Here is a 15353-nt window from a genome sequence, read left to right as displayed (position 1 = left end):
GCCTTAAACCATTTCTTCGCCGCCTTTACCACCGAGGACGATTTCCCCGGCTTCGGCCATGCGGCGGGCGATGGTGAGAATTTCTTTTTGCGCCGCTTCGACGTCGCTGACCCGCACCGGACCGCGTGCTTCGAGGTCGTCGCGCAGCAGCTCGGCGGCACGTTTGGACATGTTCTTGAAGACTTTTTCCTTGATCGCTTCGTCGGCGCCCTTGAGCGCCAGCACCAGCACGTCGGACGATACTTCGCGCAGCAGCGCCTGGATGCCACGGTCGTCGACATCGGCCAGGTTGTCGAACACGAACATCAGGTCTTCGATCTGCGAGGACAAGTCTTCGTCGACTTCGCGGATCGAGTCCATCAGTTGGCCTTCAACCGAGCTGTCGAGGAAGTTCATGATGTCGGCCGCGCGCTTGACGCCGCCCATGGTGGCGCGCGAAGTGTTGGCGCTGCCGGAGAATTGCTTCTCGAGAATCTGGTTGAGTTCTTTGAGCGCCGCCGGTTGCACGGTGTTGAGCGACGACACGCGCAGCACGATGTCCAGACGCACTTTATGGTCGAAGTGGCCGAGCACTTCGCCGGCCTGGTCGGGGTCGAGGTAGGCGACCACGATGGCTTGAATTTGCGGGTGTTCGTAGCGAATGACGTCGGCCACCGCGCGCGGCTCCATCCACTTCAAGCTGTCGAGGCCGCTGGTGCTGCCGCCGAGCAGAATGCGGTCGATGAGGCTGCCGGCTTTGTCTTCGCCCAGCGCCTGGGTGAGCATTTTGCGGATGTAGCTGTCGGCGCCGACGCCCACGCTGGTCTGGTCGCCGACGGTTTCGACGAACTCGCCCATCACCTGCTCAACCTGCTCTTTCTGCACGTTGCGCATGTGCGCCATGGCCACGCCGACTTTTTGCACTTCCTTGGGACCGAGGTGACGCAGCACTTGCGCGGCGTCGGTCTCGCCGAGGGAGAGCAATAGAATCGCCGCCTTGTCGACCTTGGTCAGCTTGGCGGGGGCGCGGTTGTCATTCATCGGCGTTGATCCACTCTTTAACCACTTGTGCCACGCGACCCGGGTCTTCGGCTACCAGACCTTTAATCGCATTCAGTTGCGCATCATAACCTTCGGACGGACTCGGCAGCATGATGCTCGCGGGTCCACCAAGGCTTACACGATCAGCGGACAATTCGCCGTCCAACCCGCCCATGGCGCCCAGGTCGACATCGCCGCCGTGACCGTCATTGCCCAGTGCATTGTTCTTGCCGCCACCGGTAATGTTGTTCAACACCGGACGCAGCACACCAAATACCAGTACCAGAATAAACAGCACGCCCAGTACTTGCTTCACCACATCCCAGAACCAGGGCTGGGTGTAGAACGGAATCGACTCGATTTCTTCGCCCTGACTGGCCGCGAATGCCGAGTTGATCACGCTGACGCTGTCGCCACGGGCGGCATCGAAGCCCACCGAGTCCTGCACCAAGCGGGTAAAACGCGCCAGATCGGCGGCGCTCCACGGCGTGCGTGTGGTCTCGCCGGTCTGTGCGTTCACGTTCACCTGATCGTCCACCACCACCGCGACAGAAAGCCGACGCAAACGGCCCTGCTGTTGCTTGGTGTGGCTGATGGAGCGGTCCAGCTCATAGTTACGGGTGGCTTGTTCGCGTTTGTCGGCCGGATAAGGCGCGAGTTTAGGCTGGCCAGTGGCCGGGTCGACGATCTGCGTGCCGTTGGCATCGAGCAGCGGCTGACCAGCGGCGATCGGGCCGGCGGGCGCAGGCGCAGCGGCGGCCGCTTGTTGCGGCGCAGAGGCCGGGCCTGGCGGCTGGTTGCTGACGGCGCCGGGAATACCCTGCGAGCCGGCGGCGCTGGAGCGTTCTTCGTTTACTTTCTGCTCGCTGCGCAGCGCTGGCTGGTCGGGGTTGAACATTTCCGACGTCGACTCGACGGCGCTGAAATCAACGTCGGCCGACACTTCAGCCTTGTAACGGCCGGCGCCCAACACCGGTTGCAGAATGCTGTCGACGCGCTGGCTGAACATGCCTTCCATGCGGCGGCTGTAATCGAACTGCTTGCCGGCCATGCTCAACTCGGACAGTTCTTGCTGGTCGGAGAGCAGGTTGCCTTTCTGGTCGACCACCGTAATTTGCGATTTGCTCAGTTCCGGCACGCTGGTGGCGATCAGGTTAACGATGGCCATTACCTGACTCGGCTCCAGCGCGCGACCCGGATACAGCTCCACCAGCACCGAGGCGCTAGGCTTGCGCTCATCACGCACGAACACTGAGCTTTTCGGAATGGCCAAATGCACGCGGGCCGCTTTAACGTTGTTCAGGCTCGACACGGTGCGCGCCAACTCGCCTTCCAAACCCCGGCGATAACGGGTGGCTTCCATGAATTGGCTGGTGCCCAGCCCTTGCTCGCCGTCGAGAATTTCAAAACCGATGTTCGCATCACGCGGCGACACACCGGCCTGCGCCAGTTGCAGGCGGGCACGGGACACGTCGCTGGCTTTAACCAGCAGCGCGCCAGAATTCGGTTCCATGGTGTACGGAATATTGGCGGCGGTGAGGGTTTCCGTCACTTGTTTGGCGTCCATACCTTCCAGGCTGCCGTACAGCGGACGGTAATCCGGCTGTTGCGACCACAGCACCACGGCAAAGCCGATGGCCACGCTGGCCGCCAGACCGACCAAGAGGCCAACCTGCCGCAGCATGGTCATCTGCGACAGGTTATCCAGGAACGCCAAGCCGAACAGCGGCTTCTTGGGCTCGTTGGAATCTGCCTTGACGGGTACGTTGCTGATCGCTGCTTCTGCCATGTCTTAACTCACTGTTGCGTCTTGCTGCTTAACCCGCTGCGGGCCCTGAGTTTGCTGTAACGCCAACCACTCAGACGGGCATTTGCATGATGTCCTGGTACGCCTGAACCAGCTTGTTGCGCACCTGCGTAATGGCCTGGAAGGACACGCCGGCCTTCTGCGAGGCGATCATCACGTCAGTGATATCCACGCCGCTTTTGCCGATTTCGAAGGCTTCGGCCAGTTGGCTAGAAGCTTGCTGGGTTTCGTTCACCTTGTTGACCGCTTGCCCGAGCATGTCCGAAAAGCTCGGCGCCCCGACTTCTGCCGGTGCTGCCGCGACTTTAGGACGGGCCATGGCCTCCATTTGCATGGAGCGCATTTCCAACATTAGGCGATTGAACTCGACACCCTGACTCATGACGCTTCTCCGGTGACCGCAGGTTTTTTGACGCAATGCGGTAGGTAACCGGGTGATTGCAACAAGGGTGCCAAAAGAGGAAAGGGACTACACAGTTTGAGGATCGGGATGCTTTTGTTGGTAAAACCACCCTCCCCTGTGGGAGCGGCTTTAGCCGCGATGCTCTTGGTTTCTGGCCGTAAGCCAAAAGCGAAGCCCAACACTGGGGGGTGGGTGTGATTAAAGACCGGAGATTGGTCCGAAACTCTGGATCCCGAATCGTCGGACCGCCGCGTTCGCGAGGATGACGGAGTTTTTCTTAAGTTCACCGTCATCCTTGTGGAGGGCCGCCTTCGCGGGAATGACGATGGTCTCTACGACGACACCGTCATCCCCGCGCAGGCGGGGATCCAGAGTTTCAAGCCGAGCGCGAAAACGGGAGTCGGGTTTTAGCTCGTAGGATGGGTCATTCCGCAGGCGGCGAAGCCCCCATGGCTGGGTAGGTTTGATTAACGACCGAAGACCAGTCCGAAACTCTGGATCCCCGCGTTCGCGAGGATGACGGAGTTTTTCTTAAGTTCACCGTCATCCTTGTGGAGGGCCGCCTTCGCGGGAATGACGGAGTTTTTCTTAAGCCCACCGTCATCCTTGTGGATCCCCGCCTTCGCGGGAATGACGATGGTCTCTACGACGACACCGTCATCCCCGCGCAGGCGGGGATCCAGAGTCTCAAGCCAAGCGCAAAACTGAAGTCGGGTTAGCTCGTAAGCCAATGGCGAAGCCCAGCACTAGCTTTGATTAGCGACCAAAGACCCATCCGAAACTCTGGAATCGTCGCACCGCCGCCTTCGCGGGAAGGACGGAGTTTTTCTTAAGCCCACCGTCATCCCCGCGAACGCGGGGATCCAGAGTCTCGGGCCGAGCGCAAAAGCCGAAGCCGGCGCTCTAGCCCCAACCCTAAATCCCCATCTGCTTACTAATAATCTCGTTCATCACCTCACGCGTCCCTCCCCCAATAGAAAGAATGCGGTTATCGCGATACAGCCGCTCCACCAAGCTCTCGCGCATAAAGCCCATGCCCCCCGCTATTTGCACCGCGTCATAAACGATGCGATCGGCAATGTCGGTGGCAAAATTCTTGGCCATGGAAATTTCTTTAATCACCGACTTGCCCGCCGCCATCTTCGCCGCCTGGCGGTAGGTGAATTCGCGGGACACTTCCAGCTGCGTGGCCATCTCCGCCAAGCGGTGTTTCAGCACTTGGAATTTGCCGATGGGTTTGCCAAACGCCTCGCGCTGCCTGGCCCAGTTCAGGGATTCTTGCAGCGCCAGCTCGGCAGTCATGTTGGCCATGATCGCCAGCGCCAGCCGCTCCGATTGGAAGTTGGCCATGATGCCGGCAAAGCCCATGTTCTCGGCGCCGATCAGGTTGCCCACCGGCACTTTGCAGTCGTCGAAAAACAGCTCGGCGGTGTCCGACGCCCACCAGCCCATTTTCTTCAGTTGCCGGCCCACGGTGAAACCGGGCGTGCCCTTCTCCACCATCAGCAAACTGACGCCGCCGAAGCCTTCGCCGCCGGTGCGCACGGCCACGGTGTAGTAATCCGCGCGTACGCCGCTGGTGATAAAGGTTTTGCTGCCCGTCACGCGGTAAAAATCACCGTCGCGCACGGCGCGGGTTTTAAGGCTGGCCACGTCGGAACCGCCGCTGGGCTCGGTAACGGCCAGCGCACAGATTTTTTCGCCGCTGAGCACTTGCGGCACCACGCGGTCGCGCACGTCGGGGCGGGCCCATTTGAGAATTGGCGGCAGGCCGATATCCAGCGAGCCCAGGCCGGCGACCAGGCCACCGGAGCCGCAACGCATCAATTCCTCGCTGGCCGCGACCTTGGCGAACAGGTCGCCTTCATGGCTGCCGCCAAACTGTTCCGGGTAACCAATCCCCAAGATGCCCGCGGCCCCAGCTTTCAGGTACAGCTCGCGAGGAAAGCTTTCCGCCTCTTCCCACTCCGCCACATAAGGAAGGATTTCGCGCTCAACGAACCGGCGTACCGAGTCGCGAACCAGCTGGTGCGAGTCGTCGAAGTATTCTTGAAAGGCAGACATGGCGAGCTCTCGGAAAGGTTTGGCCGACCTTACCGAGCGCTTGCTTGGTTTTCAACAGGGATCAGGCGGCAGTTCGGCCAAAAGTCGAGATCGTGGGTCTTCGTTGGGCTTCGCCAACAAAGCTGGCCCAATCAAAACTTCTGAATAACGGTCGCCATCACGTTGCGTTCTTCGCCGTAATAGCAAAAGTTGAGGTTGCCGCACGAGGCCACGTACTTCTCGTCGGTGAGGTTGTTGGCGTTGACCCGAACCGAGGTGCCCTTCAGTTCGGAAAAGTCGTAACTCACCGACGCGTCATACAGCGTGTACGACGGCACATAAACGGTGTTCTCCGCATCCGCCCAGCTTTTGCCCACGTAGCGCACGCCAGCGCCTACACCGAGTCCGGCAAGCCCGGTGCCGTCAAAGCGGTAATCGGCCCACAGGCTCGCCATATGTTTCGGGGTTTGCGACGGCGTGTTGCCCTTCACGTCGCTCTCCACGCCGAAGCTGTCAAAGCTGAAGTAGCTCTTGGCGTACTCGACCTTGGTGTAGGTGTAACTGCCCAGCAGGCGCAGGTGGTCGGTGACGTGCAGACGCCCTTCCAGCTCGACGCCTTTGGATTCCACTTCGCCAGCGTTGCGGTAGAAGTTCTCGTTGGCCAGCTTGGTCGCCACGTTTTCCTGACGGATGTCGAACAGCGACAGCGTGTACAAATCGTCGGTGTCGGTCGGCTGGTATTTCAAACCCACTTCCCACTGCTTGCCTTCCGACGGCTCGATCAGACTGCCGGCCGCATCGCTGTAGGTAGACGGATTGAACGACTCGGAATAGCTGATATACGGCGCAATGCCGTTATCGAACTGATACAGCACGCCCGCGCGGCCGGTGACTTTGCTGTCGGTCAGCGAATTCTCGGTACCGGCCGGACGGTTCACCAGCCCGGTGGTAGCGCTGAATTCATCGACGCGGTTTTCTTCCGACACGTCAAACCAGTCTTTGCGCAGCCCCAGCGAGATATTCCAACGGTCGAGTTCGATCAGGTCCTGCACGTAAGCGCCGGTCTGCTCTTTGCGGCGCAGATAACTGTTGAGCTGGAAGTTGGGCGTGAAGGTGATGCTGTCGTCGCCGTATTGCGGGTCGAAGGCGTTCAGCGTACTGGCCGTGCCGTAGGGCCAGTCGACGACGTTTTTGATCCGCTGGTAGTCCAGGCCGGTGACCACCGTGTGCTCGGCGGCGCCGGTGAAGAATTCGGCTTGCAGCATGTTGTCGACGATCCAGGAATGCAGCTTCTCATCCGCTGCCGAATACGGCCGGTACAGCTCATCGCCCGCCGCATAGCCGTAGGCGTAGACCTGTTTCTGCTCCAGGTCCGAATCCAGGTAACGGAAGTTTTGCCGCACGCTCCATACGTCATTGAAGCGGTGCTGCAACTCGTAGCCGAACATTTGCTGCTCGCGCTTGGCAGTGTCGTTGTCCGGTTCGCCTTCGAAAAACGAGGTGGAAATGCGCTTGCCGTTGCGTGTGTACAGCGTGCCCGAGGCTGGCAAACCGCCGTGGTAGCCAGCTTGCGGGTCGCTCTGCAAATAGGCGTAAACATTCAACGAGGTGTCTTCACTGAAGTTGACCAGCAGGCTGGGCATCAGGGTGTAGCGGGTTTCCTCGGTGTAGTCGAACTGGGTGTCGGTGTCTTTGGCAAAGCCCACCAAGCGGTACGCGATGTTGTCGGTCAGCGGCCCGGTGGAGTCGAAGCCCAGCGCTTTGTAGTCGTGGCTGCCGGCGGATAGCTGCACCTCGTTGCTGGCCTCGAACTTCGGCCGCTTGGTGGTCAGCGCCACCAGGCCGCCGGGGTTGCTGCGGCCGTACAGCACGGAAGACGGACCTTTGAGCACGTCGATGCGCTCGATGAAGTACGGGTCGACTTGCAGGCTGCTGTAGGTGCCGGCGTCGCTCATCGACTTGAGGCCGTCGACGATGATGTTGTCGACCGAGCCGTCGTTGAAGCCGCGCATGGCCACGTAGTCGTAGCGATGGGTAGCGCCGTACGGATTGGTCAGCACGCCGGGCACATAACGAATAGCTTCGGACACGGTTTGCGAGCCCTGATCGTCCATTTGCTCGCGGGTAACCACCGACACCGACTGCGAGGTATTCACCAGCGCCTTGCTGGTTTTGGTCGCCACGCTGCTGTGGGTGGCGTTGTAGCCTTCCATGCTGCCGAGGGCGTTGCCCAGGGCGAACGCCTTCACCGAAGCTGCCGGCAACTCCACCGCCGCCCCGCTATCGCCGCCACTCAGGCTGTAGCCGCCCAGGCCGTCGCCAATTACGCGCAAACCGCTGCCCGCCAGCAGGCGATCGAAGCCTTCGCTGACGCTGACGCTGCCTTGCAGGCCCGGCGTGGTTTTACCTTCGGTCAAGCGGCCGTCCACCGACAGCAGCACGCCCGCCTCGGCAGCAAAACGGCTTAATGCGGACGACAGCGGCCCGGCCGGAATCTGGTAACTGCGTACGGTTTGCTGGCTGGCCGGCACGTCGGCGGCCTGGACCACAAGCGGCGCCATGACCGTCATGGGAAGTGCAAGCAGCGCCAGGCGCACAGCCGGGCGCAGACGGCGGCTGGTGACAGCTAACGGGAAGGTATTCGAAGCCATGAACTGTTCCGTTTGGTGGGTGGCTGCACGCGTTGCGCATGCCCTATGCACCTGAAGCCAAGCGAACGGCAAAAAGGGGAACCGCCGATTGAATATATTTTTCCGGCGCGGTGCTAGGCCGGCTCAACGGTGATCCACCAGGGCGTGCGCTGGCGAATGCGCACCGGCAGACTGGTTTGCAAGGCGGCGAAAATTTTCTCGCGGTCGGCCAGCGGATAAGCACCCACCAGGCGTAAATCGGCAATACCCGGATCGCAGCCCAGATACCCCGGCGTGTACTCGGCCAGTTCGGAAATGAAATCGCCCAGGCGCATGTTGTCGGCCAGCAGCACGCCCTTGCTCCAGGCTTGGCGCCCGGCCTCGGCGAGCTGCACCGCGCCATCGCCTGAAGCGCCGAAACGCAGCTGTTGGCCGGCCTCGATTACCCGGATTGCGCCGCCCGCTGCCGGCGTAATTTCTACCGCGCCGTTGAAAACGCTGAGCTGGGTGATGCCCTCGCCCTGACGCACGCTAAAGCGCGTACCGAGCGCCCGCAGACGCCCTTGCCGCGTATCGACCACCAGCGGGCGCAAGCTGTCGTGGGCGCTTTCGAGCAACAGCTCGCCACGGAACAACTGCACGCGACGCAGGCTGGGGCTGTAGTCGATGTCGGCGGCGCTGTTGCTGTTGAGCCACAGCTGCGTGCCGTCGGCCAGGCGCGTTTCGCGCACTTCGCCGACCGCCGTACGTTCGCTTGCCACCCACGCTTGCAAGGTACTGCGGCGAACGGTGGCCAGGCCTAACACGCCGCCACCGCAGAGCAACGCCAGCATGCCAATCGCCCGGCGCCTGCTCTGGCCCGCGACGCTTAGCGCCTGGGCGGCTGCGCGGCGGCGCTCGCTGGGCAAGCGTTCAAACTGGCCGCTAATGGCTTGTACCCGCTGCCACGCGGCGGCGTGGTCCGGGCTGGCCGCCAGCCACAAGCGCCACGCTTGGCGTTGATGCTCGCTGACGCCACCGTCACTCAAGGTGGCAAACCAGTCGGCGGCCTGTTGCAGCACTGCATAGTCGAGCGTCGGCGAAGTCATGCGCCCTGCTCCAGCATCAGGCAATGCAGCATGGCCTGCGCCATGTACTTTTTCACCATGCGCTCGGACACCTGCAAGCGCGTGGCAATGGCGGCGTAGGTCAGGCCATCCAGCTGCGACCACAGGAACGCCTGGCGCACCTTGCTCGGCAAGCGCAGCAGCATGGCGTCGATGGCCAGCAAGGTTTGCATAATCAATTCGCGCTCCTCCGGCGAGGGCGCGTAGTGCTCGGGCTGGGCGGCCAGGGCGTCGAGATAGGCGCGCTCAAGGGCTTGGCGGCGCCAGAAGTTCACCAGCAGCGAATGGGCGATGGTCGACAAGTAAGCGCGCGGCTCGCGCAGCGTCGGCAGGTCGCTGTCTTTGCTGAGCACGCGCAGGAAGGTGTCTTGAGCCAGGTCCGCCGCATTCTCGGCGCAGCCCAGACGCTTGCGCAGCCAGCCGCTCAGCCAGCCATGATGCTCGCGGTAAAGCTGCTGCAGGGATTGCTCAGCGGTGTGTGACTGCACCTGAAGATCCATTGCTCAAGATTAATGCGCAAATGGTAATTCTTCTCAAGCGCGAATTGCTAGCTCTAGATGTGCTGCCCTGGAAAACTACAGATTGATCGGCCGCCGCCCCGCCAGCGCGTGCGCCAGGGTGCCGCCATCGACCAGCTCCAGCTCGCCGCCCAGTGGCATGCCGTGGGCAATGCGCGAGGCGATCAGGCCTTTGTTGCTGAGCAACTGCGCGATGTAATGGGCCGTGGCTTCGCCTTCCACCGTCGGGTTGGTGGCGAGAATGACCTCGGCGAAACTGCCCGCCTCGATGCGCGCCAGCAGTTCCGGCACGCCAATGGCTTCCGGACCCAGGCCGTCGAGCGGCGAGAGATGGCCCTTGAGCACGAAGTAGCGGCCACGAAAGCCCGTCTGCTCGACCGCGTTCACATCCATTGGCCCTTCCACTACGCACAGAATGCTGTCGTCGCGGCGCGGATCCTGGCAGGTCTGGCAAATCGCATCTTCGCTGAGCGTGCGGCATTGCTGGCAATGGCCTACGCCCTCCATCGCCTGGGTCAACGCCTGCGCCAGGCGCAATGCGCCGCTGCGATCACGCTCGAGCATCTGCAACGCCATGCGCTGGGCAGTCTTCTGCCCGACGCCGGGAAGAATGCGCAGCGAATCGATGAGTTGGCGAATCAGCGGGCTAAAGCTCATTGAAGGAAATCCAATACCGTAAGAAAAAGCGGGTAACTCTCGTAGGAGCGGCTTTAGCCGCGATGCTTTTTGCATCAAGAGCATCGCGGCTAAAGCCGCTCCTACAAAATCCAGTGCTTGTACAGGGCAAGGCGCCGGTGAGCGAGGCCCCGCAGTGGGCTCAAGCCCATGAGGACGCCGAGTTCACCGGCAACGCCGCCCTGTGCATCGCATGGGCGCGTCGATCAATCAAAAAGGCATTTTGAAGCCGGGGGGGAGTTGCATGCCGGCGGTCATGCCGCCCATTTTCTCCTGGCTGCTTTGCTCAACCTTACGCACGGCATCGTTAACGGCTGCGGCGATCAGGTCTTCGAGCACTTCCTTGTCTTCCTGCATCAGGCTGTCGTCGAGGGTGATGCGTTTGACGTCATGACGCCCGGTCATCACCACGCTCACCAGCCCAGCGCCGGCTTGGCCGGTCACTTCGGCGTTGGCCAGTTCTTCCTGCATCTTGGCCATCTTTTCTTGCATCTGCTGCGCCTGTTTCATCAGGCCGGCCATGCCACCTTTCATCATGGGAATCACCTCAGGTTAAGTAATGCTTCACGACGCCACGGGGGCGTCCACAGGCTCAATGGTGCCGTCGCGAATGGTCGCGGCGAATTGCTGAATCATTTCTTTGATCAGCGGATCGTCATGAATCGACGCCTCCGCCGAGCGCTGGCGATTGGCGCGTTTGCGGGCTGCGGCCTGGGCCGGGGTTTCCTGCTCGGGCGTGCGCAGCTCGATTTCCAGTTTGATCGGACGCTTGTGGTAGGCATCCAGCGCCTCGTTCAAACGCCGCTGCTGGGTTGCATTAAAGAGCGCGCTTTGGCCGGGGTCCAGGTGCAGCGTCCAGGTGTCGCCGTCTACTGCCACCAGGCTGCAGTTGGCAGCGATGCTGCCGGTCAGGCCGGTAATGCCCAGACGCGGAAACAGCTCCAGCCACTCGGCAGCCAGACCCGTGGCCGGTTTGGCGGCAGGCAATGGCGCCAGGTCTGCCGGGGCTGGGGCGTCAATGCCCAAGGAATCCAGCGCATCGAGATAGGCGTCGGTTTCGCCTTCGGCAATGTAGTAATCGTCATCGCCGGGTGGCGGCTCGTCGTCATCGTCGTCGCTGACATCGGCTGGTGTATTGATGACCACGGCGGCTTCAGTTTGCACGGCGACCGGCGCAGGCGCCGGCATCAGCGGCGCCGGGGCGACCTCGGCAGGCACTGCGATCAGTTCGGGAACCGGAACAGGGGCAACGGCCGCAGGCTTCTGCTCTTCCCAGGGCAAATCGATGGGGGCGGCGGCAACGGCTTCGGGTTCCGGCTTGGGCTCGGGTTGAGACTCAACCGGGGCAGCAACAGGCGTAGGTTCCGGCTCAGGCGCAACAACCTGTGGCTCAAGGACCGGCGCTGGCGCGACCGGTTCAGGCGCTGCAATAGGAGCAACCGGCGCGGCCATAGCTGCGCCGGCCACTGGGTTAGGTCGGGGATCAGCAGTGGCCTGGCTAATCCCGAGTGGCTTTAGCGCCACCCTCGGCACATCGCCCGTATCCGCCGGGCGGAAGGCCAACATGCGCAGCAGCACCATTTCAAAGCCACCACGCGGGTCCGGCGCCAGCGGCAAATCGCGGCGGCCGATCAGGCCCATCTGGTAATAGAACTGCACGTCTTCGGCAGGCAATGCCTGAGCCAGTGCCAACACGCGGTCGCGGTCGCCCTGGCCGTTGTCCACCGCTTCCGGCAACGCCTGGGCGATGGCGACGCGGTGCAACACGTTAAGAATTTCTGCCAGCACGCCAGCCCAGTCCGGCCCCTGCTCGGCCAGGTGCCGAATCGCTTCGATTAGCGCCCGCGCGTCACCTTCCAGCAGCGCATGCAACACGCCGTACACCTGGCCGTGATCCAGCGTGCCGAGCATGGCCCGCACGTCGGCGGCCAACACTTTGCCCTCACCAAAGGCGATCGCCTGGTCGGTGAGGCTCATGGCGTCGCGCATCGAACCATCGGCGGCGCGGCCCAGCAACCACAGGGCGTCGTCTTCAAACGGCACCTGTTCCACGCCCAGAACGTGGGTCAAATGCTCGACCACACGCTCAGGCGGCATGTTCTTCAGCGAGAACTGCAGGCAGCGGGAAAGAATGGTGACGGGCAGCTTCTGCGGGTCGGTGGTGGCCAGCAGGAATTTAACGTGGGGTGGCGGCTCTTCGAGGGTTTTCAGCAAGGCATTGAACGAGTGCGACGACAGCATGTGCACTTCGTCGATCAGGTAGACCTTGAAGCGGCCACGGCTGGGCGCGTATTGCACGTTGTCGAGCAGCTCGCGGGTGTCTTCCACCTTGGTGCGGCTGGCGGCGTCGACTTCGATCAGGTCGACAAAGCGGCCTTCATCAATCTCTTTGCACACCGAACAGGTGCCACACGGCGTAGAGCTGATTCCGGTTTCGCAGTTCAGGCACTTGGCAATGATGCGCGCGATGGTGGTTTTGCCCACCCCGCGGGTGCCGGTGAACAGATAGGCGTGGTGCAGGCGCTGGCTGTCCAGCGCGTTGATCAGAGCCTTGAGCACATGGGTCTGGCCGACCATTTCGCGGAACGAGCGCGGACGCCATTTACGTGCAAGAACCTGATAACTCATCGAAAACCGTCGCAACTGGGGGGCAAGAAAAGTGGGGCTAATCCTAGCGGAGCACGGGGCAAATTGCATCCGACTTGGCACACAGCCCGGCAGGTCGTGGCTTAACGCGTTGATATGTCCATTCTCGGTGGCAGCGAGGGGGCGGCCCAATCAAAAAAGCTTCGCGAACAAGCTCGATCCTACAGGGAGGGGCCTAACGCAACGGCTCCACCAGTTTCCCCGTGCGGTCGATAACGCCCCACTTCCCGCCGCCCATTGCCCAATGCCCATCGCCGTCGGACGGGCCACGACTGCAGCCTTGGCACACTTGGGCGCGGCCTTGTTCGAAGGGCGTGCCCCAGTCGAAGGTGGCTGCAATAACGGGGTTCAGGTTTACGTCGTAATAGCCGACCTTGCCGTTCACCCATGCGCGTACCAGCCCCTCTTCGAAATAGTCGGCGCCGTTGTCGAAGGTCAGCACATGCAGAAGCTTGGCCTGGCGGTTGATGTAGTACATCTCGCCGTCGATGCCCACGCTGGCAAGGCCGTTTTTGTCGAAGTCCATGCGTTTGAAATGTTCAGGCGCCAGTTCCACAGAGGTACTGGTGCGTCGGGCGCAGTGTTCGAATGGGGTCAGGCCTTCGTCGCTATCGCCCGGCGAATAAAAGCACTGCAGCGGCCACTCGGCTGCCTGCGCGCCGCTGATAAAAAGCACAAATATCAGCGCCGAGCGCAAGAGTGCGGCGGGAATGCTAGACATATACACGGAACCCCCTTAACGGAACGCTGCTCTTTATCCCTGAAGCCAGGACGGTTCGACAATGGTAGTGCAGCGAATACGTGAAACCGCCCCCATCTGCTACAGGCGCCCTGCATGAAATCACTTGCGTTGTTTGCGCTGTACCTAAGCCTGTCGCTGGGCAGTAGCGCGCAAGCCGAAGTAAAAGTTGAGCCGTTGGAAGCCGAGGCCATTGCCAAAGACGCCTACATTTACGGCTATCCCATGCTTGAGCTGTACAAAACGCTGTATATCCAAGCCGTCGACACCGAAAGCACGGCGTACCAGGCACCATTCAATCGGGTGTCGCACAACAGCGATGTCTACAACGGCAAAACCACGGCGGTGCAGTCACCCATTGCCGACACCCGTTACTCGTTCGCCTGGCTTGATCTGCGCGCCGAACCCATCGTCATGACCTTGCCGGCAGTGGACAGCAACCGCTACTTCTCGGTGCAACTGACCGATATTTTCACCCACAATTTTGCCTACCTCGGCAGCCGCACCACCGGGCGCAAAGGCGGCCGCTACTTGATCGCGGGACCCGACTGGCAAGGTGCAACGCCGGCAGACGTTGACCAGGTAATCCGCAGCGAAAGCAGCCTTGTGTATGCGCTCTATCGCACCCAACTGTTCGACCCCAGCGATATGGCCAAGATGCGCCGCGTGCAGCAGGGTTACACCCTGAAACCGCTGAGCAGCTACCTCAAGCTGGAGGCCCGGCCCACGGCGCCAAGGCTCGACTGGCCGGTGCCAAGCCCCGACACCACTGCCACGCCGACGGCCTTTCGGCTGATGGATTTTCTGCTGCGCTTTGCACCGCCGCACCCTTCTGAAGTCGGCCTGCGTCGGCGCTTTGCCAATATCGGCATCGACAGCGACCAGCCATTTATCGAAGACCGGCTGACGGCCACGCAATACAAAGCCCTGCAAGCCGGTATCGATGCGGCGCGGGCCGAATTCGCCGCGTTTAAGAGTTCGGAGGTCGACACCGGGCTGATTCCCACCACCGAGCTGTTCGGCGACCGCGAGCATTTGGCCAACAATTACCTGGGCCGATACGCCGGCGCCGCCGTTGCGCTGTTTGCCGCCTCGGCCGATGAAGCGAACTTCATCGGCTACTTCAACGACGAATACCAGCAACCGCTTAATGGCCTGCGCAAGCGATACGCCCTGCACTTCGCCAAGGACGACTTGCCGCCCGTGGATGCGTTCTGGTCGCTGACGCTGTACGACGCCAACACCAAACTGCTGATCGACAACCGCCTCAACCGCTACCTGGTGAACTCGCGAATGCTCAACCGCCTGCAACGCGACCCTGATGGCGGGCTGACCTTATACCTGCAACGCCTAACGCCGGGCATTGCGCTTGAAAGCAACTGGCTGCCCGTGCCGCCCGGCCCGTTTTACGGCGTGCTGCGGTTGTACCAACCCCAACCCGAAGTGGCCAACGGCCAGTGGAAGCCGCCGGTCATTACGGTGCAACCGTAGCCGCTGCGCAAAGACAGCAAGCCTGAATTCTGAATGGGCAAACCACCGCCCATGCAGAAATAACGAAAGTTCCCGCCACAACCACCGTCATCCTCGCGAACGCGGGGATCCAGAATTCCGAACCGGACCACGCCTCCAAAAATCCCGCGTCACCCTGTAGGAGCGGCTTCAGCCGCGATGCTTTTAGCGCCCCCCGTTCCCAAGCCACTTCGACCACACGCCCGCAGCCACGCGCCCCAGAGAACGGCGCTTGCGAACCCGCACGAAATACGCTG

General features: G+C 61.7%; 12 protein-coding genes. 1 reads left to right on the top strand and 11 read right to left on the bottom strand.

From position 1 onward, the window contains the following. Window positions 1-3: 3 nt before the first annotated feature. The 11 genes from fliG to ACZZZU_RS22470 form a co-directional block, all read right to left on the bottom strand. Entirely contained in the window at window positions 4-1020 is a 1017-nt protein-coding gene (fliG, locus tag ACZZZU_RS22520) for a flagellar motor switch protein FliG (RefSeq protein WP_122496950.1), read from the bottom strand. After that, window positions 1013-2809: a flagellar basal-body MS-ring/collar protein FliF gene (fliF, locus tag ACZZZU_RS22515; RefSeq protein WP_463382275.1), complete on the bottom strand. Its 1797-nt coding sequence runs from the start codon at window positions 2807-2809 to the stop codon at window positions 1013-1015. The genes fliG and fliF overlap by 8 nt, the downstream gene beginning before the upstream one ends. A gap of 70 nt (window positions 2810-2879) precedes the next feature. Further along, window positions 2880-3209 carry a flagellar hook-basal body complex protein FliE gene (fliE, locus tag ACZZZU_RS22510; RefSeq protein WP_122496946.1) on the bottom strand — a complete coding sequence of 110 codons (330 nt, stop codon included), beginning with the start codon at window positions 3207-3209 and terminating at the stop codon, window positions 2880-2882. Window positions 3210-4145: 936 nt separating this feature from the next. After that, window positions 4146-5294, bottom strand: a complete 1149-nt coding sequence (locus ACZZZU_RS22505; RefSeq protein ID WP_463551860.1) for an acyl-CoA dehydrogenase family protein — start codon at window positions 5292-5294, stop codon at window positions 4146-4148. A gap of 131 nt (window positions 5295-5425) precedes the next feature. Continuing rightward, complete coding sequence (locus ACZZZU_RS22500; RefSeq protein ID WP_463551859.1) at window positions 5426-7924, bottom strand: TonB-dependent siderophore receptor; 2499 nt, start codon at window positions 7922-7924, stop codon at window positions 5426-5428. Between the two features lie 113 nt (window positions 7925-8037). Then, on the bottom strand, window positions 8038-8991 hold the full coding sequence (locus ACZZZU_RS22495) for a FecR domain-containing protein (RefSeq protein WP_463551858.1): 954 nt from the start codon (window positions 8989-8991) through the stop codon (window positions 8038-8040). Next, window positions 8988-9497: a sigma-70 family RNA polymerase sigma factor gene (locus ACZZZU_RS22490; protein ID WP_277342763.1), complete on the bottom strand. Its 510-nt coding sequence runs from the start codon at window positions 9495-9497 to the stop codon at window positions 8988-8990. The genes ACZZZU_RS22495 and ACZZZU_RS22490 overlap by 4 nt, the downstream gene beginning before the upstream one ends. A gap of 87 nt (window positions 9498-9584) precedes the next feature. Beyond that, window positions 9585-10184 (bottom strand): recombination mediator RecR, encoded by a 600-nt coding sequence (recR, locus tag ACZZZU_RS22485; protein ID WP_122451451.1) that lies wholly within the window; start codon window positions 10182-10184, stop codon window positions 9585-9587. A gap of 228 nt (window positions 10185-10412) precedes the next feature. Beyond that, the gene (locus ACZZZU_RS22480) at window positions 10413-10739 is read right to left on the bottom strand and encodes a YbaB/EbfC family nucleoid-associated protein (RefSeq protein ID WP_122451450.1); all 327 of its coding nucleotides are present in this window, start codon (window positions 10737-10739) and stop codon (window positions 10413-10415) included. A 27-nt stretch (window positions 10740-10766) separates the two neighbouring features. Further along, window positions 10767-12830, bottom strand: coding sequence for a DNA polymerase III subunit gamma/tau (gene dnaX / locus ACZZZU_RS22475; RefSeq protein ID WP_463551857.1), 2064 nt, complete (start codon window positions 12828-12830; stop codon window positions 10767-10769). Window positions 12831-13023: 193 nt separating this feature from the next. Continuing rightward, complete coding sequence (locus tag ACZZZU_RS22470) at window positions 13024-13569, bottom strand: WG repeat-containing protein (RefSeq protein WP_463551856.1); 546 nt, start codon at window positions 13567-13569, stop codon at window positions 13024-13026. Window positions 13570-13683: 114 nt separating this feature from the next. Here ACZZZU_RS22470 and ACZZZU_RS22465 point away from each other — a divergent pair, with 114 nt between their 5' ends. After that, entirely contained in the window at window positions 13684-15078 is a 1395-nt protein-coding gene (locus tag ACZZZU_RS22465; RefSeq protein WP_122496929.1) for a DUF1254 domain-containing protein, read from the top strand. The last annotated feature ends 275 nt before the right edge of the window (window positions 15079-15353 follow it).

Source organism: Pseudomonas sp. AC136 (genome assembly GCF_979258585.1).
Note: the sequence above shows the minus strand (reverse complement) of the source record. Positions and strands in the feature narration are given on the sequence as shown.